Raw genomic sequence first — 24,456 nt, forward strand, 5'->3', positions numbered from 1 at the left:
CAAACAAAACATTACAAAGAAATTCGTGGCAAACTAAAACTAAGCCACAATTTCCCCGCCATTAATATGTATAAATTGTCCTGTAATATAGCTGCTATCTTCACAAGCCAGAAAAACATACGCAGGCGCAACTTCTGAGGGTTGGCCGGCTCGTTCCATCGGATTATCTTTTCCGAAATCGGATACTTTATCGAAACTGGCAACGATTAAAGGCGTCCAGATTGGGCCAGGTGCAACGCCATTGACACGTATTTTTTTCTTGGCCAACATCGTTGCTAACGATCTTGTAAAACTTACAATCGCACCTTTTGTACTTGCATAATCAACCAAATGTTCGCTGCCACGATAGGCAGTAACCGAACTCGTGTTAATAATCGTATCACCTTCCTGCAAAAGAGGCAGTACAGCGTTTGTGATATAAAAATACGGGTAAATATTAGTTTCAAATGTTTCGTGAAGCTGTTTTGAAGTTATTTTTTTAAATTCGTCCTGAGGGAATTGTACAGCAGCATTGTTCACCAGAATATTAATTTTTTTAAATCTTGTCTGGCATTTTTTTACAGCTTCTTTGCAAAATTTCTCGTCTTTTAAATCTCCACTGATAATCAAACACTGCTGACCTTCTTTTTCGATCAACTCTTTGGTTTCAAGAGCATCTTTATCTTCATTAAGATAAACTATGGCAACATCTGCACCTTCTCTGGCAAAATGTACCGCAACACTTCGACCAATACCGCTGTCACCTCCGGTTATAAAAGCAACTTTTCCAAGCAGTTTTCCGCTTCCGGTATAATTCTCCCTGATAATTTCAGGTTGTGGATGCATTTTATGTTCATCTCCCGGCAAATTCTGCTTTTGTTCGGGAAATTTCTTTGGTTTTTCTTTTTCCATGATTAATTATTTTTTGGGTCTTTATCAACTTCCTAAAATAGTCTCATTTTCAATAATAAGGTGACCTGAAAAAATCAAAAGTTAGCGCAAAAGATCACGAAATCAGATTCATAAATTGATATTCTGTAAAATTTAACTGATAAAATATAAGAGAAAAAACAAGCCTCTGATTTACATTTGAGTCAACGTAAAAAATGCCTGATTAACTTTAAAAAATCAGCATTAAAAAATTCGACTGAATTAAAAATTACCATAATTTAATTAAAGAAAAAAATGATACATCAAATTGATACAACAGATAATGTTGTTGCTTTTAGAGCATTAGCAGAAGTAACTAAAGAAGATTTTCAAAGAGTGGTTGTTCCGGCTGTAGAAAAACTGGTAAAGCAATTAAACGAAATCAATTTTTTATTGGTTTTAGATACGGATCTGGAAAATTTTACCGCAGGTGCCTGGCTTCAGGATGCTATGATCGGACTTAAACATTTAGGGAAATGGAACAGAGCCGCTATTGTTTCAGATTCTGAAGAAATTATTTCTTTCACAAACGGATTCAGTTATATCGTTCCGGGAGAGTTTAAAGGCTTTAAAAAATTAGAATTCAATAAAGCTTTAAATTGGGTTGAGGGGAACATTTAGACATAAATTCCAAAAAATAAATTCCAAATTCCAAGCTAGACTTTTAGATTTTTTGGAATTAGGAATTTGAATTTAGATTTTTTGGAATTTAAATTTATAAAAAACTTATTATGAGGTCAATATGGACAGGTTCGATCAGTTTTGGGTTAATCAATATTCCCATAAAGATGTTTTCTGCCGTGCAGGAAAGCACTCTTGATATGGATATGCTGGATGAAAAAGACCATTCTAACATAAAATTCAAACGTGTAAACGAAAAAACAGGTAAGGAAGTCACTTTTGCCAATATTGTAAAAGGCTACAAAATTGATGATAAATATGTTATTCTTGAAGATGAAGATTTTGAAGCTGCAGACGCCGTTAAAACCAAAACAATAGATATTCAGAGTTTTGCTTTCGAAAAAGAAATTGAAAGTATTTATTACGAACAGCCTTATTTTCTGGAACCTGATAAAGGTGCTGCAAATGCATATGGTTTACTTCGTGATGCGTTGGAAGCCAGCGGAAAAGTAGGGGTAACGAGCTTTGTTTTACGAAATAAAGAAAGCCTGGCTATTTTAAAGCCTTATAAAAATTTGATTCTCTTAAACCGAATTCGTTTTGAACAGGAAATTAGAAGTACAGAAGAACTTAAAGTTCCTGCCCTTTCTAAAAAGAAAACAAAAGAAATGGATATGGCCGAAAAACTAATCGATCAGCTTACTGAAAAGTTTGATATTAGTGCCTACAAAGACGAATACACAGCCAAACTTTTAAAAATAATTAAAAGCAAAGCAAAAGGTAAAAAAACAAAAGCTCCGGAACTTAAAGTTGTACACAAACAAAGCGATGATTTATTAGACATGCTGAAAGCAAGTTTAGAAAACAAGAAATCGTCTTAAAAAGTTATGAGTTATGAATTATGAGTTTGAATGTCATTATATAAAAAGAGACAAAAGTCTATATAAACTTTTGTCTCTTTTTTATTTTAATTAAAAATCAAACGCATCAAGCTATAATTCAAAACTCAAAACTCAAAACTCAAAACTCATAATTCATAACTAACTTTTAACTCCCAGTCCATAATTCTTGATAATTTTCTGGATGTTTGCTCCTTTGCCTAAAACAGGCGCCCACAAATCACCTTTTTTCTCAAATCTTGGCAAGACATTTTTAATGGTAAATTGAGACGGATGCAATTTTGGAGTTACTTCGCTCCATTCTAAAGGCGTTGAAACCTGCGCTCCGGGCACGGGGCGAACAGAGTAGGGTGCGGCCAAAGTTTGTCCGCGGCGATTTTGCAGATAATCCACATAAATTTTATTGTTTCTTTTCTTGATGCTTCGTTCCAGAGAAGTAATTTCGGGAATTCGTTTTTGAATTTCTGTTGCCACTAATTGTGCGAAAATTTTAATCGAATCATAATCGTATTTCGCGCCAAGCGGAATATATACATGCAAGCCCGAAGCCCCCGAAGTTTTGCAGTAACATTCGGTTTCAAATTCATCCATAACTTCTTTTACGGTTAAGGCAGTTTGTACAACTTCTTCAAATTTATCTTTTGAAGGATCAATATCGATTACAAGCCAATCCGGATTTTCAATATGTTTGATGGTTGAATTCCATGGATTTATGTCAATGCAGCCCAAATTTGCCATATAAAGCAAAGTCGCTTTGTCATTGCAAATCAAATAATCCAGATGTTCATCGTTGGATTCTGAATATACTTTTTTGGTTTTTAGCCACGATGGAATTTTATCCACATCAACATCTTTCTGATAAAAACTTGGCGCATCAATTCCGTTAGGAAATCGATTCATAGACTGCGGACGATCTTTTAAATACGGCAAAATAAAATCAGCAACTTCATTGTAATATTGCACAATTTCGCCTTTAGTAATTCCGCTTTCAGGAAAATATATTTTGTTTTGATTGGTAAGATGGAGCGTTTTTGTACCCACCTTCAAATCATAATCTTTTTCTTTACTCGTTTCTGGTTTTTTTTTAGCCGTTTCTGTTTTTTCTTTAGTCTTCATAACTTCCGTATTTAAAGTTTTGGTTTTTGAAGTCAAAAAAACTTCACTTGCTTTTTTATCCACTCTCAAGCCCAGATAAACGGGATGTCTTAGTCGCATATCATCCGTCCATTCTGTAAATTTAACCTGGCAGACAAATTTTGGTTTTAACCATTGTATCTTATCCCGAAGTTTTATTTTTTGTACAACCGGAGATTCCTTTATAAAATGAGGTTTAAATTTCGTGTATAAATCCTTCAGGACTTCCTCTGTAAATCCAGTTCCGCATTTACCAATATATTCCAGTCTTTTGCCGTAATATTGTCCTAAAAGCAAGGCACCAAAGTAACTGCGGGAATTTTTTGGCTCAGTAATTCCTATAATAACAGCTTCTTCCTGCTGTGCAATTTTTATTTTAAGCCAGTTATTGCTTCTTTTCCCAATCAAATAAGCGCCATTAGCTTTCTTGGCCATTATACCTTCACTATTGTTATTTGTGGCAATTTCTAAGCTTTTAAGTCCGTTTTCGATAGTATGTTCAGAGTAAAAAACATTCGAAAAAGAATATTTTTCCAATAACATTTTTAAAAGCTCTTTTCGCTCAAGTAAAGTTAAATCGACAGTAGAAAAACCATTCAGATTTAAAATATCAAAAACAAAATATTTTAAATTTCCTTCTCCGGTTTTAAGATAATTTTGAAGGTGCTGAAAACTAGCTTTTCCTGCCTCATTTTCAACAACGACTTCGCCATCCAGAATGACTTCATGTTTTATTTTTTCAAGTTCTTTTAAAACAGGTTTGAAGTTTTTATCAAACGAAAGTTCGTTTCGGCTAAACAAATGCACTTCATCTGGTGTAATAGTAGCGAGAGTGCGGTAACCGTCATATTTATTTTCAAAAACCCAGTCAGGATCATCAAAAGGTTTATCGACAATATTGGCCAGCATGGGCGACAAAAAGCCTATAGTTTCTTTTTTGTCTGTTTTGGTTTTTGCTGTTTTGGTTTTCCTGGGAGTAGTTTCTTCAGAGGTATCTTCATCTTCAATCTCATTTTTTTTTGAAGCACTTTCCATTTTTTTCTCTAACGATTCTAAAGTCTGATTGGAGATAACTGATTTGTTTTTCTTCAAAATGTCATCATCCGTGGCATATTTGTCCTTTTTTTTAATCAAAAGCCAGGCGTTTTCTTGTTTGCCGTGAAGTTTTACCAAAGAAAATTCGCCTTTGAGTTTTTTTCCTTTTAAAACAAAACTCAAATGGCCTTTGTGCAATGCGGCTTTTAATGCTTTTCTGGCAGAAACAGCATCTTCATCTGCAGTAGTATAAGTTCCGTTATCCCAAACAATAACATTTCCGGCACCATAATTTCCTTCTGGAATTGAGCCTTCAAAATCCTTATAATCATATGGATGATCCTCGACCATCATGGCAAGTCGCTTTATTTCGGGATCCATAGACGGACCTTTGGGAACGGCCCAACTTTTAAGAACACCATCCAGTTCCAGCCTAAAATCATAATGCAAATGCGAAGCTGCATGTTTTTGAACCACAAAAATGAGGTCTTTTTCAGATTTGCCAATTTTGCCTTCAGGCTCCTCGGTTTGCTTGAAATTACGTTTTTGGTTGTATTTGGAAAGTGACATATATAAAGTATTTATGGGTTCATAGTCTGTTTTTTTTAAGTCTGTAAAAAAAAATGTACTTCCCAGCTGTCATTCTGCTATTTAATTTTAAAAAACCAAAAACAAAAGTGAAACCCGGAAGTACAAAATTTATATTATGCATGTTCATTTACATTATCAGCATCAGTATATCCCGAATTAGCTTTTTCGTCAGACGATTTTTTGATCTTTTTATAAATCGCAGTTGCCAGAATAGGTAAAGCAAGACCGGCGATCATTGCCCCGGTTTTTTGGTGGCCTGCTTTTTTTAAAACAGCACCGGCAATTAATGTTCCTACACCTGCACATACCAATTGTTTAGTAGAAAAACTTAGCGCTTTGTTTTCTAATTCTTCAGGAATAATTCCGTGTAGTAATGGATTAATGAAATTTAAATTTTCCATGATTTTTTGTTTTTTTAATTTAACATTTGTAAAAGGTCTGACTGGTTATTTCATCAGATTTTATTTTTCTAAATCTTTCTATCTTTTAGTATCGTCTGAATTTTGTATATGTTTCAAATCGTTCTTTTCTTTTAAAATTCGATTTGGAGTATCATGTATAAATTCTTTTTCTATTTGGCTGTTTTTATCAGAATCCATTTTTGATTTTAAGAGATTCTCTACAGTATCTTTTTCAGGACAATTGTCATTATCCGGATCGTAATTCTTTTCGACCATGACGTTTTCGATTTAAATTTCTAGTATTTCCAAATTTAAGCACGGAAGCTTCTTTTTTCTTTATAGAATTTAATTTTCTAATTATATAATTATCAGGGTAACAGTTGTAGTTGCTGAGAATTTGTGTATAAATCTAAATAAATTTAAGTACTACAATGTAGGAATATTTTGTATAAACTACGCGATGAAAATTATATAATTTTTCAAAATTATTTTGTAATGTTAAATTTCATAAAATTTAAAATCTTTGTTTAAAGATTTCTGCCATCAAAATAAGGCAGTAATTATGATGTTTTTTCGATCTTATTTTATAACTAAAAAAGAACTATTATGAACCAAAAGGGACCTATTGTACTTATAGAAAATAATCAGGGAGATCGTAAATTATTTACACAAATTTTCTCTGAATTAGAAATTTCTAATAAAATTTTATGCTTTAATTCGGGGAATGATGCTTATAATTATCTGACAACACATGATGTTTCAGCATTTTTAATTTTTGCAGATATTGTACTGCTTCATATGGATGATAAACAAACAGCTCATATTCCGTACAAAAATCTGAGTATAGAATTAAATTGTCCCTGTTTGTTTTTTACAACTGTATTCAATCAGTGTTTTGTGCTTGATGTACATTCAGTACCAACACAAAGTTACGTTGTAAATCCTTATACGTACGAAAAATTCAAAGAAGTTATTCGTACTATAGTCGAATATTGGAGTAAAACGGAATCTATAATCCAATATGGCAAAAGTAAAGGCCAGAAAGATGTAGCAAATTAGAAACAAAAAAGCGGTAAATTATGTTTACCGCTTTTTTATGTTCTTAAATAGTGTTTGAATTAATTGAAAGGAAGATAAATAATGATATTTGTTCCTTCGTTTATTTTGCTTGAAACTTTTATAAAGCCGTGATGATTGTTGACAATTTTTTGTACCAAAGTCAGTCCAAGACCGCTGCCGCTGTATTGATCACTATTATGCAATCTGTAAAAAGGTTCAAAAATTTTAGTTTCATAATTTTCAGCAATACCAATTCCGTTATCCATAACACAAATCTTGACATAATGTGTCTGCAGATTTCCTCCAACTTCGGTTATTTCTTCATTTGTAGGCTGTTGCGAACTTATTTTTATTTCAGGAACAACATTTTCTTTTGCGTACTTAATCGAATTCGAAATTAAATTGGTAAACAACTGCTGTATTTGATACGGAATAACGGTTAATTGCGGAATAGGATCTGTAATCACAATCGCATTTTTCTCTGCAATTACATCTTTCAGATCATTAATTGTTTTCTTTAAAAGTAAATTCAGATCTGTTTTTTTAAATTCTTTTTCGATAAAATTAATTCTCGAATAATTGATCAAATCGGTAATTAACTGACTCATATTGTTTACCGAAAACAAAACACGTTCTAAATTATGTCTGCCACTTTCAGATAAGTTCTTTTCGGTATCAAAAACTCTTTTGCAAAACATATTAATTTTTCGCAATGGTTCCTGCAAATCATGACTTGCTGCAGAGGTAAACAATTCTAACTGTTTGTTATATCTTTCTAATTCTGCATTTTTAGTTTTGAGTAATTCATTTGTCACACTTAAATCTGTAATATCTTCAAGTGCCAAAAGAATCATTCCTTCTGGTTTTGAATTTGCAATTTTACGGGCATTCACGATCATTACTTTTTTGCCAATTCCCGAACAAAAGGTATCAACCTTATAATCTTCAATAGTGTTTTTTTCTCCCAGCATTGTAAAGATAAGTTCTTTAAATTCAGGAATATCCCATTGACAGTCTCCAATTTCAAAAAAGGAATGATCCTCGGTTTCAGCTTCTGTTGTTTGAAAATATTTGTAAAATGCAGGATTGGCACTTTTTATAATAAAATCCTTATCGATGATAAGCAAAGGCTCGCGAATTGTTTTTACAATCGATTCAGAATAATTTCGTGTCGAAATAAGCTGTTCCTGACGATCCAGAAGTTCATCATTTACACACATTAATTCCTCATTATTCGACTGAAGTTCTTCTGTAGAAGTCTCCAGTTCTTCATTCATTGCCTGAAGTTCTTCGCTGCTGCTTAACAATTCTTCATTTGTAGTCTGCAGTTCTTCAAAAGCAGTCTGTTGTTCTTCGGTAACGCGTTTAATGTCTTCGCGCATCTGGTTAAGCTCTTTTTCCAGATCCTTAATTCGTTGTTTATCGGATGTACTTGCGCTTAATTTGGCATCGTTATCAATTTCCGGAATAGGTTTTTTATGAAAAATCACCATAAGATGTAAATCATCATAAGGAAGCGTAAGTATTTCAAAAGATGCCAGATAGTTCTGGTCTTTAACTTTGATATTTTCTTTTATGAGGTTTTCCTTTTCTTTTTTTACTTTCAAAAGTGCATTACGAAGTTCAAAACTAATGCCTTCACGTGCCATTTTTAGAATGTTAAAATTCGGTTTACCCGGAGAAGGCAATAAAAACGGACTTGTGTCTCCATGAAAATGAACAATTTCTGAATGCTCGTTTATAATAATACTTGCCGGGGTATATTTTGAAAATAAAATATCAGAAGTTATTTTTTTAAAATCGGTTTCCGGGACATTTTTTACGTCGTAGTTCGTCGTTTTTTCGCGTGAAGTAATATGTGTAGGTTTAAATGCTTCAGGTACATAACGTCCCGGAGCAAATTTGCGGGTGTATATTTTTTCATGTTTGCCCACATTTTCAAATAAGTTTGCGGCATTGTTTGTGCTTTCTGATTTTCCAAGAAATAAAAAGCCTTTTTCTTTTAAGGAATAATGAAAAGAGCTCAGCACTTTATTTTGTAAAAACGGATCAAAATATATTAAAACATTTCGGCATGAAACCAAATCAATTCTGGCAAAGGGCGGGTCTTTTATAAAATTGTGAACTGCAAAAATACACATATCACGAATTGCCTTATTGATATGATAATGTCCATCTCTTTTTGTAAAATAATTGTGCAGTCTTATTTCAGAAATTTGCTGTACATCCTGAGGCGTATATAACGCTGCCCGGGCCTTTGCAATGCATTTTTCGGAAATATCCGAAGCAAAAATCTGAACTCTGACGTCTTTAAGATTTTTTTGGGTTAAATATTCATGAAGGCAGATTGCCAATGAATACGCTTCTTCACCAGATGCACAGCCTGCTACCCAAATTCTTAAATTATTATTTACGATATTATTGATTAGCTGTGGAAAAACCAGAGTAGGCAAGGTCTCAAAGTATTTTTCGTCTCTGAAGAAATACGTAACCGGAATCAAAAAATCGTTAAAAAGCGCATCCTGTTCGTTTTTATCATTGCGAAGAATATTGTAATAATCCTGCATGGTTTCTCTTCTTAAAATAACCATTCTGCGGGCAATACGTCTTCTTATTGTAGGCTGTTTGTAATGACGAAAATCATTTCCGGTTCTTAAAAAAACCAGATTTATAATTTGATTCAGAATGTCTTCTTCCTCTTTTGGAATATGTTCTTCTTCGCTGTAAGCATGATTGGTAATATAACTTTTGCGAATTTCGATTAATTGGGAGGCAATTTGTTCAGGAGGCAATATATAATCGATCACATCGGCATCGATGGCACTTTGCGGCATTCCTTTAAAAGCAGCAGTTTCAGGCTCCTGCGCAATTGTTGCGCCGCCAAATTCTTTTATTTTTTTTAACCCAATCGTACCGTCAAAAGCGGTTCCGGAAAGTATTACCCCAATGGCAAAACTTTTATGTACCTGCGCAAGCGATTCAAAAAAGATATCAATGCTTTTATTTGTTTTATCACTGCGTGTTCTTTTGTAGAGTTTTAAAACTCCGTCTTCGGCAATTAAATTATTGTTCTCCGGAATAATATAAATATGATTGGGAGCCAGGTTAATGTCATTAACAATCTCATGAACCGGTATTTTAGAGTGCTGGGCTAATATTTCGGTTAAATTACTAGGATAATCCGATGATAAATGCTGTACGATAACATAAGCCATTCCGGAATTTTCGGGTATGGTTTTAAGTACTTTTTTAAAGGCATCCAAGCCTCCGGCTGAGGCTCCTATACCAACTACGGGAAAATCCTGGGTTGTTTTTTTTGGGCGTGTATTTTCAGGAATATTCATAAAAAAATAATTATTAACATAATCAAAGGTATGAATCCTTTTACAATTAAAAAAGAAGAGTATGAAGTGGAAATCTTATAAAAATGAAAACTTTAAAATATAAGCAGGAGTTGCAATTCTTTATAAAATTTGTACATGTAAGTTTAATTAAAAAACTGTAGTTAGTTTATAATCAAATTATTAATTGTAAAAAATCAATATTATGAAAAATTTATTTTTAACATGTGCAATGATTATGTTTCTAGGAAGTGCAGCCATGGCACAAGACACCCAGAAAAAAAAGCAATCTAAAAGTACGACAGATACTACTACCGTACAAAAGACGAATAAAAAGAGTACAACGACTTATAAAAACGATCCTGCCCATAAACAGCATACAGATAAGTCTAAAACAACAAATCCTTCTACTCCCAATTCTACAATACCCAGAGATACTACAAAACCCGGATACGGAACCGGTTCAGGAAGTGATGGCGGCGTAGGAACAGGAACTGATACAAAAAAGAAACCATAATGAAAAACTGAAGATGAAAAAGCCTGTAAATATTTACAGGCTTTTTGTTTAATCAATATCCATGTTTAAAGAATCCTGATGTTTTATTACTGCCGCTTCTTTTTTGTTTTTGTTTTGGTTTTGGTCCCTTCTTAGATCTTCGTCGTCACAATAACCGCTGCAATAGATGTTTAGAAACGAAATAGCAATAATAAAAAAGATAAGTTTTAAGTTTAAATGTTTCATTTTGTTTGATTTTTATGGGTTTATTCTTAACGATTAAAACAAAAATATAAGTGGCAATAACTGTGGGTTTACATAATTTTTTCAGATCGTTACATAATTTCCATGTTCGGGTGTTTAAAACAGGATTTTATGTTCTTCTTCAGACGTTTCAATTTGTTTGATTTCGACTTTTTCTTTCTTAATTGCCTGTCTCAATAAACCAAAAAGACTCATATAAACATTGGCAACAAAAACCAATGCAAAACCGGCAATAATATAACCGCGCCAATCATCTATTAAAAGTTTGTAATCACATAAGGCAATAAAAAATATGGTGACATAATGACTAAAACAATATTCACAGGTAAAAAGATAAAAGGCTTTTCTAATTAAGATTGTCCGGCCATTTTGAGAACGTTTTACGCACCATTCTCGCGGTTCCTTAAAAATTTCTTCATGAGTTACAGTCCACGCAATGCATGATATGGGAATGGCAAGAATAAAAAGCCAGACAATTTGAGTTGTAATATCCATGTTTGTATGTTTTAGATTAACTTCTATGAAATCAATCTTTTAAAGTTACAATTCGTCCTGTTTTTTGTCTTTATATAGTTTTCTGTTAATTTTACAGAATTCCGCATACCAAAAAGCCGTTACATATTTAAATATAACGGCTTTCGGTTTACAATTTTTTTGGCATTATGTCATTCGCGCGGATGGATTTCGTGAAAATGTTCATCATTTTCTTCCAGTTTCTCATTCTCGTTGTTGTCAAGATCTCCATCTTTTTCAATTTCCTGATCCAGATTTTCTTCGTTGCGTTCCGGATTATCGTTTGTAGACAAGTCGTCTTCATCAATCACACGTTCCTCATTCGGAATATTTTCGTTTCGGTTAAAATCATTTGTTTCATGATTTACATCATGCAGCTCTTCATCTTTATATTGAAGGTCATCTTCTTTATATTGAAGATCATCTTCCTGATATTTATGTTTATCGTTATCAAATAAATCTTTTACCGAAGCATCATTGTGTGTCTCTGTAATAGTATCGTCGTGGTGAAAATTACGTTCAACCTGTCCGTAATTTTTATTGTTTTCATTTTTCATAGCAAGTAAAATTTGAAATTGTTTTAATTGATAAAGATTTCTCATAATCAGTGAAGAATGTTTCAGGTCTGTAAAAATGTTATTTACAAAGCTACTATCCAAATCACTTTTACTTCTTACAGAAAAATCAATTGTATTTTCATAATTAACAGTTGATCTTAATTTTATTCAATTCATACTTATAGAAAATAATGAAATTATTGTTTGATTATCAAATGTTTAAATATTGTAAGCTTTGTAAACAATCATGTAATGGCTTGGTTTTGTTTGTAAATTACTTTTGTTGAACGATCAAGTGTCATTTGGCCAAATGAATTCAGATCAAAATCACGATACTACTTAAAAATATAAAACCCATTTAAAATGAAAAATTCCACGCCAAACCAAGATCATCCAAATGATAAGGAAAGAGATCTCGATATAAATAAATCAAATGCCGAAAATCAGTTTCTTACCACAAACCAAGGGGTTAAAATAAACGACAATAATAATTCTGCCAAAGCCGGTGAAAGAGGTCCATCCTTATTAGAAGATTTTATTCTAAGAGAAAAAATTACCAATTTTGACCATGAACGCATTCCAGAACGTATTGTACATGCCAGAGGTTCTGCAGCACACGGTTATTTTGAACTTTACAAACCATTAGACAAATATACTAAGGCGGGTTTTTTAAACGATACGAGTATTAAAACACCGGTTTTTGTTCGATTTTCTACAGTAGCGGGATCAAGAGGTTCTACAGATTTGGCACGTGATGTTCGCGGATTTGCCGTAAAATTTTATACACAGGAAGGAATTTTTGATTTGGTAGGAAATAATATGCCTGTATTTTTTATTCAGGATGCCATGAAGTTTCCCGATTTAATACATGCCGTAAAACCAGAACCGCATAACGAAATTCCGCAGGCGGCTTCTGCACACGATACGTTTTGGGATTTTATTTCGCTAATGCCAGAATCCATGCACATGATTATGTGGGTAATGAGCGATCGCGCAATACCAAGAAGCCTGCGAATGATGGAAGGTTTTGGCGTACACACTTTTAGATTTGTAAATGATAAAAACGAATCTCATTTTATAAAATTTCATTGGAAACCAAAATTAGGAACCCATAGTGTTTTATGGGATGAAGCACAAAAAATATCCGGTAAAAACTCTGATTTTCATAAACAGGATTTATGGGAAGCCATAGAATCTGGTAATTTCCCAGAATGGGAATTAGGAGTGCAGATTATTCCCGAAAAAGACGAACATATTTTTGATTTTGATTTGCTGGATCCAACAAAATTAGTTCCTGAAGAACTTGTTCCGGTAACGATTATTGGTAAGATGACATTAAATAAAAATCCCGATAATTTCTTTGCAGAGACAGAACAAGTTGCTTTTCATCCCGGACATGTTGTTCCCGGAATTGATTTTACAAATGATCCTTTATTACAGGGACGTTTATTTTCTTATACTGATACGCAATTATCAAGATTGGGAAGCCCTAATTTTCATGAAATTCCCATTAACCGCACGATTGCACCAATGCATAATAATCAGCGTGACGGACATATGCGTCAGGAAATTGCAACGGGCAGAGTGAGTTATCACCCAAATTCATTAGGAGGCGGATGTCCGTTTCAGGCAAAAATAGACGAAGGAGGATTTGCAAGTTTTAATGAACGAATCGATGCCCATAAAGTTCGCGACAGAAGTGCCAGTTTTTCAGACCATTTTAGTCAGGCAACGCTTTTTTACCAAAGCCAGACCGATACAGAACAGGAACATATTATAAAAGCTTTGACTTTTGAATTGGGAAAAGTAGAAACAGTTGCCATTAGAGAAAGAATGCTTGGTTTATTATCAAGAGTAGATCCTATTTTGGTAAGCAAAGTATCGAAATGTTTAGGTTTAAAAGTACCAAAAGAACTCGAAAAACCTATTAATCATGGAGTAGGAGCAGATGCCGATCCTAATAAACACGAGCCGACTTTTGTAAAAAGACCAACAGAAACTTCAGATTCCTTAAGTATTTTAAAAAGTGAAACCGGTAAAGATTCTATTGTAACAAGACAAATCGCTTTTTTATGTGCAGATGGTGTAAATGCGGCATCAGTAAACAATATGAAAGCAGCTTTAAAAAAGGCCGGGGCGGTTGTAAAAATTATAGCGCCGCATTTAGGATCCATAGTTTCTGAAGATGATTCGGAAATTCCGGTTGATCAAAGTTACCTAACGGCAGCATCTGTACTTTTTGATGCCGTGTTTGTACCTGCCGGAAAAGGAATTCTGGATCTAAAAAACAATGGCGATGTCAAAGAATTTCTTACCGATGCCTACAAACATTGCAAATTTATTGCTGCCGAAGGTCAGGGAATAGAAATACTCCCGTTTGTTAATAATAATGATGTTGAAAAAGCCATTAGAGATGTTGGAATTTTGGTAAGCGATCAAATAGGTGATGAATATTTATCGGCTTCTTTTATTGATGCATTAGCCAACCATCGTTTTTGGGAAAGAGAAGCAAATTTGTAATATAAAATAGTAACAGAAACTAAATTATTTTGACATGTAATAACTTTAAAACGACTCAATAATATGCCTAGTGAAAAAGTGATACAGTGCTGTCAGGCACTAATAGAGAAAAAATGGACGATAAGTTTTGTAGAAAGCGCATCGGCAGGAAAACTGTGTAATGAATTTTCTACCGTTATTGATTCAGGACAAATCTTAATTGGAGGTCTGGTTTGTTATCATGTATCGATGAAAGAAGATTTACTTTTGATACCAAAGGGAACTATTGAACAACACACGGCGGAATCTGCCATTGTAACTAAATTAATGGCACAAAATTTCCATCGTTTTGTTACTTCCGATATTTGTGTAGCCTTAACGGGATTAGCAAGTCCCGGAGGAAGCGAAACTCCCTCAAAGCCAGTTGGAACTATTTTTGTACATATTATTTTTCCGGATAAACAAATAGCAAAAAGATTTAAATTCGATGGAAAACCGGAAGAAATTATCGCACAGGCCGTAGATGCAGTCGCAAATTTGGTTTATGAAGAGATTCAGCTTTAGAAGTTGTATAAAATCAAAAAACCGTTAGTTTTTGCTAACGGTTTTTCTATGTTTTTTAAAGTAAAGTTTTATTCAACTCTAAATTTGCCATTTCCTGATAAATCTGCATCTCTAAACAAGTCTTCTTCTTCCTCTTCTTCATAAATATCATTTTCTTCTTCATCATAATAATCCTCAAGCTTTTGGTCTGCTTCTTCCTGATTTTCATCATTTGTAATAGCATCGTCCTGATTGATAATTTTTTCTTCTTCATCAGGGTTTTTAGCAAATCTTGGGTGATGGCTGTCTGTTTGGCTATAAATACTCAAATCATCTTCCAGGTCCCAATATCCTAACTCTTGTATGCTTCGTTCTCTGGCGCTAATCGTAACGTTCTCTGAATTATGAAAATTACGGTCGCGACGACCGTAATCTTCTCTTTTTTCTATTTCCATAATAATGTTTTTTATGGCATTAATTTTTTTTAGAATCCGCTTTTTTGTCTGTTGTAGACTTCGCATTGCTTTTCGAAGTAGTAGATTTCATATCAGATTTTTTGTCCGACATTTTTGCACCTGTAGTGCTGCTGGTTCTGTGATTTGAAGTATTCATAATAATAAGGTTTAAATAATTAATAGACACAAATTTAACCCCTATGTTTTTTAAATATTTACAAAAAAATGCTTCATAATTTCATAATTTACAGGTTGTTATAAAAAAAATGCACTTCAAAAATATGTGAAGTGCATCTTGTTAAGTAATATTATTGTCTTATTTAAAGCCTGCTATTCAATTCATCCAGCTGGTTCTTTAAATTTATACCTTTCACCGTTTTAAATTTGTTTTTTGTATTTGATGTTTCAGTTAAAGTCGGAATTTCTATTTCAATAACAGTTCCTGATTTGGGCTTAGAGTCAATCAGAAAAGAACCTTTTAAATCATGAATTCGGGTTTCTAAATTAATATAACCAAATCCCAGAATATAATTTTTAGTATGAAATTCAGTTCCGTTATCCTTAAATAAAAGGCTTAAACAGTTGTCAACAAGATTGAGCTGAATTTCGATTTGTGAAGCTTTTGCATATTTTATTGTATGGTTTAAAAGCTCGTGAACTATTTTAAAAACTTCCATTTGAATAAGTTCATTAATAGTATTAATGTCTTTTTTCGGAAAAGCAAGAAACGAAATTTTTAATTGGCTCGCTGTACTTAAATTGATGATATATGTTTCTAAAACTTCGCAAAACTTGTCAGGACTAAATTTCTTGGGAACCAAAGAATTAGATAAGTTTCGTACTAGTTTGTAAGTTTCTTCCAGTTGCAGATTAATCTTTGTAATGTTTTTTAAATTACTATTATTCAGATGATTCAGCTGGAGTTTTACAGCAGCCAAATTTTTACCGATCGTATTGTATATTTCCTGCGAAATATGTTCACGTTCTTTTTCCTGACCATTAATCCAGGCTTTAATCAAATTTAATTCCTGTTCTTTTAGCAAACTGTCTATTCTTTGAGAATTAATTTCTTCTTGTTTGCTGTTTAATAAACGTTGTGCACTTAAACTTCTGTAAGTTTGAAATAAAAGCCCCGAAATCAAGATCAAAAGTGACAAATAAGCAACGATGATAAACAATTGTGTATCCTGTATTTCATTACTTGCAAGCAAAAAGTTCTTGACAGAATTGCTTACAACAGCATTAAAAATGAGAGAAGCATGTGAATTGTGAAATGAAGAAGAAATAAGCAGTTTTGTACTTTCCGTTTGCGCCTGCAAACCAATTGATACAAATAAAAACAACAATAAATAAAGCCTTTTAAAACAAAGTACCATACATTTTAGTTTTATAAATCAATAATAAAAACATTACAGTTAAAGTCTTGTAAATTTGGGGTTTATAAGAATAACGCAACTTTTTTTGCGGCTTAAAATTAGTGTAAAACAATTAAAACAGTGTCATTTTTACTAATTATTTTTTAAATCGGATTCTCTGCATTTGTAAACTTAAAATGCAGTATTTATTTCATTTTTAATAAATGCTATCGTCAAATCATTTTTTTCGTAATCAAATGGCTATTTTTTGCATTTTTTTAAATTTTTAAGGTATTTTTAAGTTGTGCTTATTTAATTGAAAAACAAGCAGTTTAAAATAAATGTGAGCATTTTATTATAATAATCAAAAGTATAATACTGTAATAGCCAATATGTATTCGTAAATTAGTAGCCAAATAATATCCACATGACAGTACTTACATTTACCCTGATTATGATTCTGGGTGCTTTTTTAGCCGGTTTTATTGGTTCATTATCAGGACTTGGCGGCGGAATAATTATCATACCACTTTTAACTGTTGTGCTGGGCGTCGATATTCATTACGCCATTGGGGCGGCTTTAGTTTCGGTCATTGCAACTTCTTCAGGATCTGCGGCGGCATATGTAAAGGAAGGAATAACGAATATGCGGCTGGGAATTTTTCTCGAAATCGCCACTACAATTGGCGCAGTTGGCGGGGCATTACTTTCTGCTATTGCACCAACTTCATTTATAGCCGTTTTATTCGGATTGACTTTAATTTTCTCGGCTATTAATTCCTTAAGAAAAAAAGAAGAACATATTGTTTTAGAATCAAGTCCTTTAGCAAAAAAACTTCATTTGCAGGGAACATATCCTACGCACGACGGACAAGTTGTACATTATGGAACCAAAAATGTAATTGGCGGTTTCAGCATGATGGGACTTGCCGGAATGATGTCTGGTTTACTAGGTATAGGTTCAGGAGCTTTTAAAGTTATTGCGATGGACAATATTATGCGAATTCCTTTTAAGGTTTCTACCACAACCAGTAATTTTATGATGGGTGTTACTGCAATGGCGAGTTCTGTAATCTATATTCAAAAAGGGTATATCGAACCCGGAATATGCATGCCTGTTGTAATTGGTGTATTATTTGGCGCTATGGTCGGAGCAAAAATATTGGTGAGAACAAACCCTAAAAAACTGCGTATCTTTTTTGCCTGCCTGATATTTGTATTGGCAGTAAACATGATTTATAACGGACTTAATGGAAAAATCTAAAACTATGACACAGGAAAAATTTGGAGAAAAAGATTTTCAAACCATTATAGGTAATTTATTGCGCTACGGTGTATGGATTTCATTATCAGTAGCTTTTATTGGCGGAATTGTTTATTTGATGCACCACGGCAGCGACATCGAAGATTATTCGGTATTTAAAGAAAACGACAGAAATATTTTTGAAGTATTTGCCAATGTTTACAACGGCGTCATTCACGGAAGTGGAGAGTCGATCATCTTTTTCGGAGTAATATTATTATTTCTTACGCCCGTATTTCGTGTTTTGCTTTCGCTGTTTTCTTTTCTTTTAGAGAAAGATTATCTGTATGTTACTATTACTGCGATTGTCATCGGAATAATTATCCTTAGTATTTCATTCGGATTTTCGCATTAAGGAAAGATTTTAGATTTTTGATTTCACACGTATTTGTCATTCCGAGGAACGAGGAATCTCCGCAAGAAACTCCGCAATGATTGGCCATTCTAATTACAAGATGGATTAAAATCCATCCCTACAATATGATCCGTTCCTCCGGAACTCTTTATAAAATTCCGGAGGAATGATTTATTTTGTAGCCAGGGATTTTAATCCCTTGAACGCAAAGTAACCCCAATATTGTCATCCCGTGAATCCAATCCTAGTAGAGTTACGAGTGTGAGAGTTTAAAACAACAAAGATTTTAGATTTTATTTCACGCAGATTCGGCAGATTTGAGCAGATTTAGATTTCGATAATAATCTGCGTGCATCTGCTAAAATCTTTTTAAAATCTGCGTGAAAAAATATGAAGTGAAACGCTTTTTTTTGAGATAGTTATGAGAAAGATTTTTAATTCTCAATTTTTAATTATTTCCCAATAATTTCCTTGCGATGTAATGTGCCCCAATCTTTCAATGCCATAATTACATTGGTAAGCGATTGGCTGTGTTCCGTTCGCGCGTATTCAACCGTTGGCGGAAACGTGTCATAAACCGTTCTCGTTACCAATTTATTTATTTCCAGATCTTTAAGTTCTTTCGAAAGCATTTTATCCGTAATTCCGTTAATGTCTTTCGAAATCTCCTTAAATCGTTTTGGTCTGTCAGATAAAGTGATTAAAATCGGCAGTTTCCATCTTCCGTTTAAAACTTCTAAAGCATCCCTTACCGGCAATAATGCGGCCATGCATTCTTGTGGTCTATGGGCAAATTCTTTTATTTCGTCGTTTTTTATCATACCAATTGTGTTACTATCCTCAAGGATATCGCTATCCTTGAGGATAGTACTATAAAAGGGATAGTAAATGTATATAAGTTTGTATCATAAAACAAATTAATAGATAATCATGAGCAAAAGAATTTTGAATATAACGACAAGTCTAAAAGGAGATGCTTCGTTTAGCATTAAATTATCAAATGCCATTCTGGAGAAATTGACAGCAGAATATCCGGAAAGTCAGGTGAAAACATCTGATCTTTCTAAAGCGCCTTCACCATATTTAAGCGGATTGGATTTGGCGGCATTTTACACGCCGGCAGATGCACATACAGCAGAACAGCAAGAAACGATTAAATATTCAAACGAAGCGATAAGAGATTTATTAGAAGCCGATGTTATTGTAATTGGTGTACCAATGTACAATTTCGGAATTCCCGCAGTTTTAAAAGGATGGATTGATCAGGTTGCAAGGGCAGGAGCAACATTCAGTTATGCTGATGGTTCACCAAAAGGATTGGTAACGAATAAAAAAGTGTATTTGTCAATTGCTTCAGGAGCTATATTTTCTGATGGTCCGTACAAAGCTTACGATTTCTCAGAACCTTATTTACGTGCCGTACTTGGCTTTCTGGGAATGACAGATATTACCGTTTTCCGTGTAGAAGGAACTGCAATTCCAGATTTTGCAGAAGGTGCTTTACCAAAAGCATTGGCAAGCGTTGAAGAATATGCGTTTTAATATTTTTAAATAATAACAAAAAAATCCAGGTGTCTGCCTGGATTTTTTTTATTTGAAACTAATTTTTATATCTCTTATCAAGATGGGTGCTTTTATCAAATTGGTCATTTGCGATTTTTTCTAAAATTTCTTTAAACGTTATTTTCATTTTACTAACCATTGGTTTGGCATCATGAACTAATGAATATACTATTAATTTTTTGTCAACTGCCAAATAATTCCCGTCTTCTAAATTATAAAAAGCATAAAAAGTTTTCCCGTTAAAATCAATATCGAATAAATCATTAAAGTGTAGTTTATCCTTTATATCATTTTCTAATTTATCATAAAAAAGATCAACTTCATTCGCAGGAAACTTGAAATCAGTAACCTTAAAATTTATATTTTGAATAGTTGATAAATCAAATTCTTGCATTTCGTAATTTGAATTATTAATTTTTAATGCCCAAATTAAATTATCCCAAATTAAGATTTCAATTTCTTCGGGCTGATTGTTTAATTTTGAAAAAATTTCAAGACCAGAAAGTTTAAAGTTTTTTCCTCTTTTTTTGTATTTATAATAATTTTCTCCTCCATAAGACATAGTTATAAACTTGAAATCAGGATGTAGTTTCCAATCTTCGAAACCCCAAAAAGTACTGTTTTGGGTTTGAAGTTTTATTTCTGATAAAATATCTGGTAACGCATTAATTATTGCATTAAAGAGTTTTTCTTGTTCCTTACGTATTATTTTAAATCTATAAGGAGGAAAAACTGAACCTAACGTTTTTTGTAAAATGTTCATCTATTTCTCAATAATCATAGTAATTCCCTGTCCTCCCGCTGCACAAATAGAAATAAAACCTTTTCCGGAACCTTTTTCGTTTAGCAATTTTGCCATAACGCCAATAATTCTTCCACCTGTAGCTGCAAACGGATGCGCGGCTGCCAGACTGCTTCCTTTTACATTTAGTTTGCTTCTGTCGATAGCACCAAGATTTTTCTTTAATCCCAATGCTGTGGTAAGTTCCGGGCTTTCCCAAATTTTTAAAGTTGCTAAAACCTGAGCTGCAAATGCTTCGTGAATTTCATAAAAATCAAAATCCTGCAATGTTAAGTTTGCTTTTTCAAGCATTCTTGTTGCTGCAAATACAGGCGCAAGCAATAGATTTTGTTGATTTTTTACATATTCAATTGCGGCAACTTCGGCATGCGTGATGTAAGCAAGAATTGGTAAATTATGTTCTTTTGCCCATTCTTCGCTAGCCAAAAGAATACTCGAAGCACCGTCAGTAAGCGGAGTAGAGTTTCCTGCCGTAAGAGTTCCGTTAACTTTATCAAAAGCCGGAGAAAGTTTTGCCAGTTTTTCAAGCGTACTGTCTTTTCTAAGATTATTATCTCTTTCAAGTCCGTTAAAAGGCGTAATCATATCATCAAAAAAGCCTTCGTCGTATGCTTTTGCCATATTCAAATGACTTTGAAGCGCCAGTTTATCCTGATCTTCTCTCGGAATCTGGTAATATTTAGCCGTAATTTCCGTGTGTCCGCCCATCGAAAGTCCGGTTTGAGCTTCTTCATTTCTGGGAACTAGCGGAGTTAAATCTTTTGGTCTCAATTTTAAAAATATCTTTATTTTTTCTCCTAATGATTTTGCTTTTCTTGCATTCAGCAATATTTTTCTGAGTTTTTCGCTCACCGCAATGGGCATATCACTAATAGAATCGACACCGCACGCTATTCCCGAATCAATTTGACCCAAAGCAATTTTGTTGGCAATATAAATGGCACTTTCAATACCGGTATCACAGGCTTGTTGTAAATCGCAGGCAGGAGTAGCAGGATCAAGAGCCGTTTTCATAACACACTCTCTAATCAAATTATTATCCATGGTGTGTTTAATTACAGCACCGCCAACAACTTCTCCAAGTAATTCGCCTTTCAGGTTGTATTTTGCCACAAGACCATCAAGCGTTGCCGTCATCATTTGTAAATTACTAACGTCTGAATAAAAAGTATTTGCCCTTGCAAAAGGAATTCGGTTATAACCCACAATGGCTACTTTTCTAATTTTACCCTGATTTTCCATAGTAATGATTTAGTTAAATTTATATTGGATATTTTAATTTTATTTGACCGTAAAAGTATAATCGTAAACAAAAATTACAGACACTTTTAATCCGTTTGAACTTGTAATACTGAACTTTCCGTTTAAATCTTTACTAAGACCCTCCATTAGTTTCATACCTAACGAATCGTATTTTTCAATATCAATTTCCCCTTCAATCCCAATGCCATTATCGGCAATTTCAAGCAAAAAAGAATCATCCTCAAAATGTTTCAGCGAGATGGTAATTTTTCCTTTTTTCTCATCTGTAAAAGCATATTTTATGGCATTTGTAATAGCTTCATTTAAGATTAAACCAATCGGGATTGCCTGCGCAACATGCATTTCAATATATTCAACATCAACTACAAAACTGTGATTTGTATTGTAACTGTCTTTTAAATAGCTGATAAGTTCCTTTATATATTCCGGCATTTTAATGCACGAAAGCCCTTCTGACTGATACAATCGTTGGTGAATCAGTGACATCGAATTGATTCTGTTCTGGCTGTCTTTTATCGCATTTACAGCCGATTCTTCTTTTAAATAAACAGATTGGGTGTTTAATAAACTCATCACAACCTGTAAATTGTTTTTTACACGATGATGTACTTCTTTCAAAAGCCATTCTTTCTCCTTTACAACATTCTGCAGGATTTTATTTTTCTTTTCAATTCTGCTTTTACTAATCTGGAGCTGTTTATTACTTTCTTTTTTGTTTTTATAACTTCTAAAAATCAATGCCGTAATAATAAGTACTAAAATTAAAACTAAACCCGCAATAAGTTTTACTACTTTATCATTTTTTATTTTAACTTTTTGAAGTTCACTTTCATTCGTTAATAATTGAATGTTTTTATCCTTTTTTGCTGTTTCGTATTTTATCTGCAAATCTGAAATCTGATAAAACTTTACATCATTAAAAATACTGTCTTTTGCTTTTTGATATTTTTTAAGATTGGCTATTGCCGAAATGTAATCCCCGGAAGCCGAATCTAATTTGAAAGCCATCCTATGACTGTTAATTATCATATTAATGTCTTTGATAGAAGCACCCAATTTTTTATTGCGATCCAGATATTCTGTCGCCAGTTGATAATTTTTAGTTTTAAATAAGTGATTTACAATGTTGTCATTAATTTCAAGATTCGAAATTACGGGCAAAAGCGTTTTATTCTCTTTTTGAAGTTCTATTAGTTTATTACAATATTTATCGGCCAGTTTATACCAGCCCAAATCATCATAAACAGCGATATAACATATTTGAAGCCAGATTAAATCCCTCGCATCCTTTACCTTCAAATCTTTAACCTTTGTATCTAAAAAGTGTTTGGCTTCTTTTTTCCTTCCAAGTTTCAGTAAATCTTTAATAATGTAACTGGCATTGTAAAAAGGTAAAAATTCAGAATATAATTTTAAACTGCCATTAAAAGATTTTTGGTGGTATTTTAACGCCAGTTCATAATTCTCCATTTTATAATACGTAAGCGCCAGATTGGTATAATCTTCTGTCATATAATAGACATCCTTATTTTGTTCCCCAATTTCTATAGAGAGCAGTCCAAATTTTACAGCTTCGGTATACAAACCCAGTTTCGAATACGTTTCGGCCAATTGACTGTATAAAGTCTGATTATTGTTGCTGCCAATACTTTCATACATAGCTTTGGCTTCATTAAATTTTTGAAGAGCCGCTTTAAAATCTCCCATAAAAAAATAATGACCGCCGTAATAAAGTAAAATATCCGCAATTTGTTGTTTAGAACCGCCTTTTTGAAAAGCCTGATAAGCCTTTTCAACCACTTTTATTCGTTCGCCAATCTCGCTGTCAAGACTATAATAATTGGTCAATTCCCGGTAAGCTTCGCCTTCGAGCCAGGAAGTATTGTTTTTTCTCGCAATTTCAAAAACCTTCTTAAGTTCTCTTTTGCCTTTAAAAGGATTTCCGCCTTCGCGATATATTTGTGAGTACAAAATATGACTCATCCATTTTCCCTTATAAAACCTGATTTTGTCACTGATTAATTCAGCTTGTTTGGCAAAAACATAACTGCTGTCCATATCGGCTCTTTCTTCACCAACTTTTGTAACATAGTATAAACTCAGTTTTTGTAATTTTAAAACACGTGTGGTATCATTTAGTTTTGTTTTTAATTCAGCTTTTATTTTATCACTTTCTTGTTTTAATAAGGGTTGCGACAAGGCAGTAAAATTCAATTGAAAAAGAAAAATTAAAAAACAGTTTTTAAGTAAATGATACATAAAGGGTAAAGTTGAATGCTGTAATTAGTTTTAATTTACTACTGCATAAATAGTTTCTGAGGCTAATAAATTTGCTTTTTCAGAAGATATAAATCTTACTACAGGATAGCAAAGCTATGTCATTTTTTGATTAATATCCTTTTGCAAAACAAGAATTTGACCATAATTATCTTTTAAATATTTCAAAACTAAAAAAGTGCATGATTAGTAAAAAAGCTAATCAAATTTTGAATAATAAA

Annotated in this window: 24 protein-coding genes; 9 read left to right on the top strand and 15 right to left on the bottom strand. The window is 33.1% G+C overall.

What is annotated here, in order from left to right:
* Positions 1-39: 39 nt before the first annotated feature.
* A complete protein-coding gene (locus AC4FQ3_RS00885; RefSeq protein WP_491180508.1) occupies positions 40-891 on the bottom strand; it encodes an SDR family oxidoreductase in 852 nt (283 codons plus the stop codon).
* A gap of 273 nt (positions 892-1,164) precedes the next feature.
* On the opposite strand from AC4FQ3_RS00885, the gene AC4FQ3_RS00890 reads away from it, so the two are divergent.
* Complete coding sequence (locus tag AC4FQ3_RS00890; RefSeq protein WP_042564480.1) at positions 1,165-1,530, top strand: SpoIIAA family protein; 366 nt, start codon at positions 1,165-1,167, stop codon at positions 1,528-1,530.
* Between the two features lie 110 nt (positions 1,531-1,640).
* A complete protein-coding gene (gene ku / locus AC4FQ3_RS00895; protein ID WP_491180509.1) occupies positions 1,641-2,411 on the top strand; it encodes a non-homologous end joining protein Ku in 771 nt (256 codons plus the stop codon).
* A gap of 159 nt (positions 2,412-2,570) precedes the next feature.
* Here the strand turns inward: ku and ligD are convergent, their stop codons facing one another.
* The 3 genes from ligD to AC4FQ3_RS00910 form a co-directional block, all read right to left on the bottom strand.
* Positions 2,571-5,168 (bottom strand): DNA ligase D, encoded by a 2,598-nt coding sequence (gene ligD / locus AC4FQ3_RS00900; protein WP_491180510.1) that lies wholly within the window; start codon positions 5,166-5,168, stop codon positions 2,571-2,573.
* A 134-nt stretch (positions 5,169-5,302) separates the two neighbouring features.
* Positions 5,303-5,590 carry a PrgI family protein gene (locus AC4FQ3_RS00905; protein WP_073393841.1) on the bottom strand — a complete coding sequence of 96 codons (288 nt, stop codon included), beginning with the start codon at positions 5,588-5,590 and terminating at the stop codon, positions 5,303-5,305.
* Positions 5,591-5,668: 78 nt separating this feature from the next.
* Positions 5,669-5,866 (bottom strand): hypothetical protein, encoded by a 198-nt coding sequence (locus AC4FQ3_RS00910; protein ID WP_491180511.1) that lies wholly within the window; start codon positions 5,864-5,866, stop codon positions 5,669-5,671.
* 330 nt (positions 5,867-6,196) lie between these two features.
* Here AC4FQ3_RS00910 and AC4FQ3_RS00915 point away from each other — a divergent pair, with 330 nt between their 5' ends.
* Positions 6,197-6,649 (top strand): response regulator, encoded by a 453-nt coding sequence (locus AC4FQ3_RS00915; protein WP_491180512.1) that lies wholly within the window; start codon positions 6,197-6,199, stop codon positions 6,647-6,649.
* A gap of 59 nt (positions 6,650-6,708) precedes the next feature.
* On the opposite strand, the gene AC4FQ3_RS00920 is transcribed toward AC4FQ3_RS00915, so the two are convergent.
* Positions 6,709-9,993, bottom strand: a complete 3,285-nt coding sequence (locus AC4FQ3_RS00920) for a CheR family methyltransferase (RefSeq protein WP_491180513.1) — start codon at positions 9,991-9,993, stop codon at positions 6,709-6,711.
* 202 nt (positions 9,994-10,195) lie between these two features.
* On the opposite strand from AC4FQ3_RS00920, the gene AC4FQ3_RS00925 reads away from it, so the two are divergent.
* Positions 10,196-10,507 (top strand): hypothetical protein, encoded by a 312-nt coding sequence (locus AC4FQ3_RS00925; protein ID WP_042564486.1) that lies wholly within the window; start codon positions 10,196-10,198, stop codon positions 10,505-10,507.
* Positions 10,508-10,555: 48 nt separating this feature from the next.
* Here the strand turns inward: AC4FQ3_RS00925 and AC4FQ3_RS00930 are convergent, their stop codons facing one another.
* The 3 genes from AC4FQ3_RS00930 to AC4FQ3_RS00940 all read right to left on the bottom strand — a co-directional run bounded on the left by AC4FQ3_RS00930 (position 10,556) and on the right by AC4FQ3_RS00940 (position 11,820).
* Positions 10,556-10,732 carry a hypothetical protein gene (locus AC4FQ3_RS00930; protein WP_463461378.1) on the bottom strand — a complete coding sequence of 59 codons (177 nt, stop codon included), beginning with the start codon at positions 10,730-10,732 and terminating at the stop codon, positions 10,556-10,558.
* Between the two features lie 114 nt (positions 10,733-10,846).
* Positions 10,847-11,245 (bottom strand): hypothetical protein, encoded by a 399-nt coding sequence (locus tag AC4FQ3_RS00935; RefSeq protein WP_491180514.1) that lies wholly within the window; start codon positions 11,243-11,245, stop codon positions 10,847-10,849.
* Positions 11,246-11,415: 170 nt separating this feature from the next.
* Positions 11,416-11,820: a hypothetical protein gene (locus tag AC4FQ3_RS00940; protein ID WP_124020505.1), complete on the bottom strand. Its 405-nt coding sequence runs from the start codon at positions 11,818-11,820 to the stop codon at positions 11,416-11,418.
* 363 nt (positions 11,821-12,183) lie between these two features.
* Between AC4FQ3_RS00940 and AC4FQ3_RS00945 the strand changes: the two genes are divergently transcribed.
* Positions 12,184-14,340 (top strand): catalase, encoded by a 2,157-nt coding sequence (locus tag AC4FQ3_RS00945; RefSeq protein ID WP_491180515.1) that lies wholly within the window; start codon positions 12,184-12,186, stop codon positions 14,338-14,340.
* 63 nt (positions 14,341-14,403) lie between these two features.
* The gene (locus tag AC4FQ3_RS00950) at positions 14,404-14,883 is read left to right on the top strand and encodes a CinA family protein (protein WP_491180516.1); all 480 of its coding nucleotides are present in this window, start codon (positions 14,404-14,406) and stop codon (positions 14,881-14,883) included.
* 68 nt (positions 14,884-14,951) lie between these two features.
* Here the strand turns inward: AC4FQ3_RS00950 and AC4FQ3_RS00955 are convergent, their stop codons facing one another.
* The 3 genes from AC4FQ3_RS00955 to AC4FQ3_RS00965 form a co-directional block, all read right to left on the bottom strand.
* Entirely contained in the window at positions 14,952-15,317 is a 366-nt protein-coding gene (locus AC4FQ3_RS00955) for a hypothetical protein (protein WP_042564491.1), read from the bottom strand.
* A gap of 19 nt (positions 15,318-15,336) precedes the next feature.
* The gene (locus AC4FQ3_RS00960) at positions 15,337-15,474 is read right to left on the bottom strand and encodes a hypothetical protein (RefSeq protein WP_491180517.1); all 138 of its coding nucleotides are present in this window, start codon (positions 15,472-15,474) and stop codon (positions 15,337-15,339) included.
* A gap of 163 nt (positions 15,475-15,637) precedes the next feature.
* Positions 15,638-16,693, bottom strand: a complete 1,056-nt coding sequence (locus AC4FQ3_RS00965) for a sensor histidine kinase (RefSeq protein WP_491180518.1) — start codon at positions 16,691-16,693, stop codon at positions 15,638-15,640.
* A 406-nt stretch (positions 16,694-17,099) separates the two neighbouring features.
* Between AC4FQ3_RS00965 and AC4FQ3_RS00970 the strand changes: the two genes are divergently transcribed.
* Both AC4FQ3_RS00970 and AC4FQ3_RS00975 read left to right on the top strand, forming a co-directional pair.
* Complete coding sequence (locus AC4FQ3_RS00970) at positions 17,100-17,936, top strand: sulfite exporter TauE/SafE family protein (protein ID WP_042564492.1); 837 nt, start codon at positions 17,100-17,102, stop codon at positions 17,934-17,936.
* A gap of 4 nt (positions 17,937-17,940) precedes the next feature.
* Entirely contained in the window at positions 17,941-18,330 is a 390-nt protein-coding gene (locus AC4FQ3_RS00975) for a DUF1634 domain-containing protein (RefSeq protein WP_042564606.1), read from the top strand.
* A gap of 452 nt (positions 18,331-18,782) precedes the next feature.
* Here AC4FQ3_RS00975 and AC4FQ3_RS00980 read toward each other — a convergent pair whose 3' ends face one another.
* The gene (locus AC4FQ3_RS00980) at positions 18,783-19,151 is read right to left on the bottom strand and encodes a winged helix-turn-helix transcriptional regulator (RefSeq protein WP_073393852.1); all 369 of its coding nucleotides are present in this window, start codon (positions 19,149-19,151) and stop codon (positions 18,783-18,785) included.
* Between the two features lie 109 nt (positions 19,152-19,260).
* On the opposite strand from AC4FQ3_RS00980, the gene AC4FQ3_RS00985 reads away from it, so the two are divergent.
* Positions 19,261-19,872: an FMN-dependent NADH-azoreductase gene (locus tag AC4FQ3_RS00985; protein WP_463461368.1), complete on the top strand. Its 612-nt coding sequence runs from the start codon at positions 19,261-19,263 to the stop codon at positions 19,870-19,872.
* Between the two features lie 58 nt (positions 19,873-19,930).
* Here AC4FQ3_RS00985 and AC4FQ3_RS00990 read toward each other — a convergent pair whose 3' ends face one another.
* From AC4FQ3_RS00990 to AC4FQ3_RS01000, 3 genes are read right to left on the bottom strand one after another with little or no spacing between them, the layout of a single operon-like run.
* The gene (locus AC4FQ3_RS00990) at positions 19,931-20,656 is read right to left on the bottom strand and encodes a hypothetical protein (RefSeq protein WP_491180519.1); all 726 of its coding nucleotides are present in this window, start codon (positions 20,654-20,656) and stop codon (positions 19,931-19,933) included.
* Positions 20,657-21,937, bottom strand: coding sequence for an acetyl-CoA C-acetyltransferase (locus tag AC4FQ3_RS00995; RefSeq protein ID WP_491180520.1), 1,281 nt, complete (start codon positions 21,935-21,937; stop codon positions 20,657-20,659).
* 39 nt (positions 21,938-21,976) lie between these two features.
* Positions 21,977-24,157, bottom strand: coding sequence for a tetratricopeptide repeat-containing sensor histidine kinase (locus tag AC4FQ3_RS01000; RefSeq protein ID WP_491180521.1), 2,181 nt, complete (start codon positions 24,155-24,157; stop codon positions 21,977-21,979).
* Positions 24,158-24,456 lie beyond the last annotated feature (299 nt).

It is taken from the genome of Flavobacterium sp. AK-345 (genome assembly GCF_058310175.1).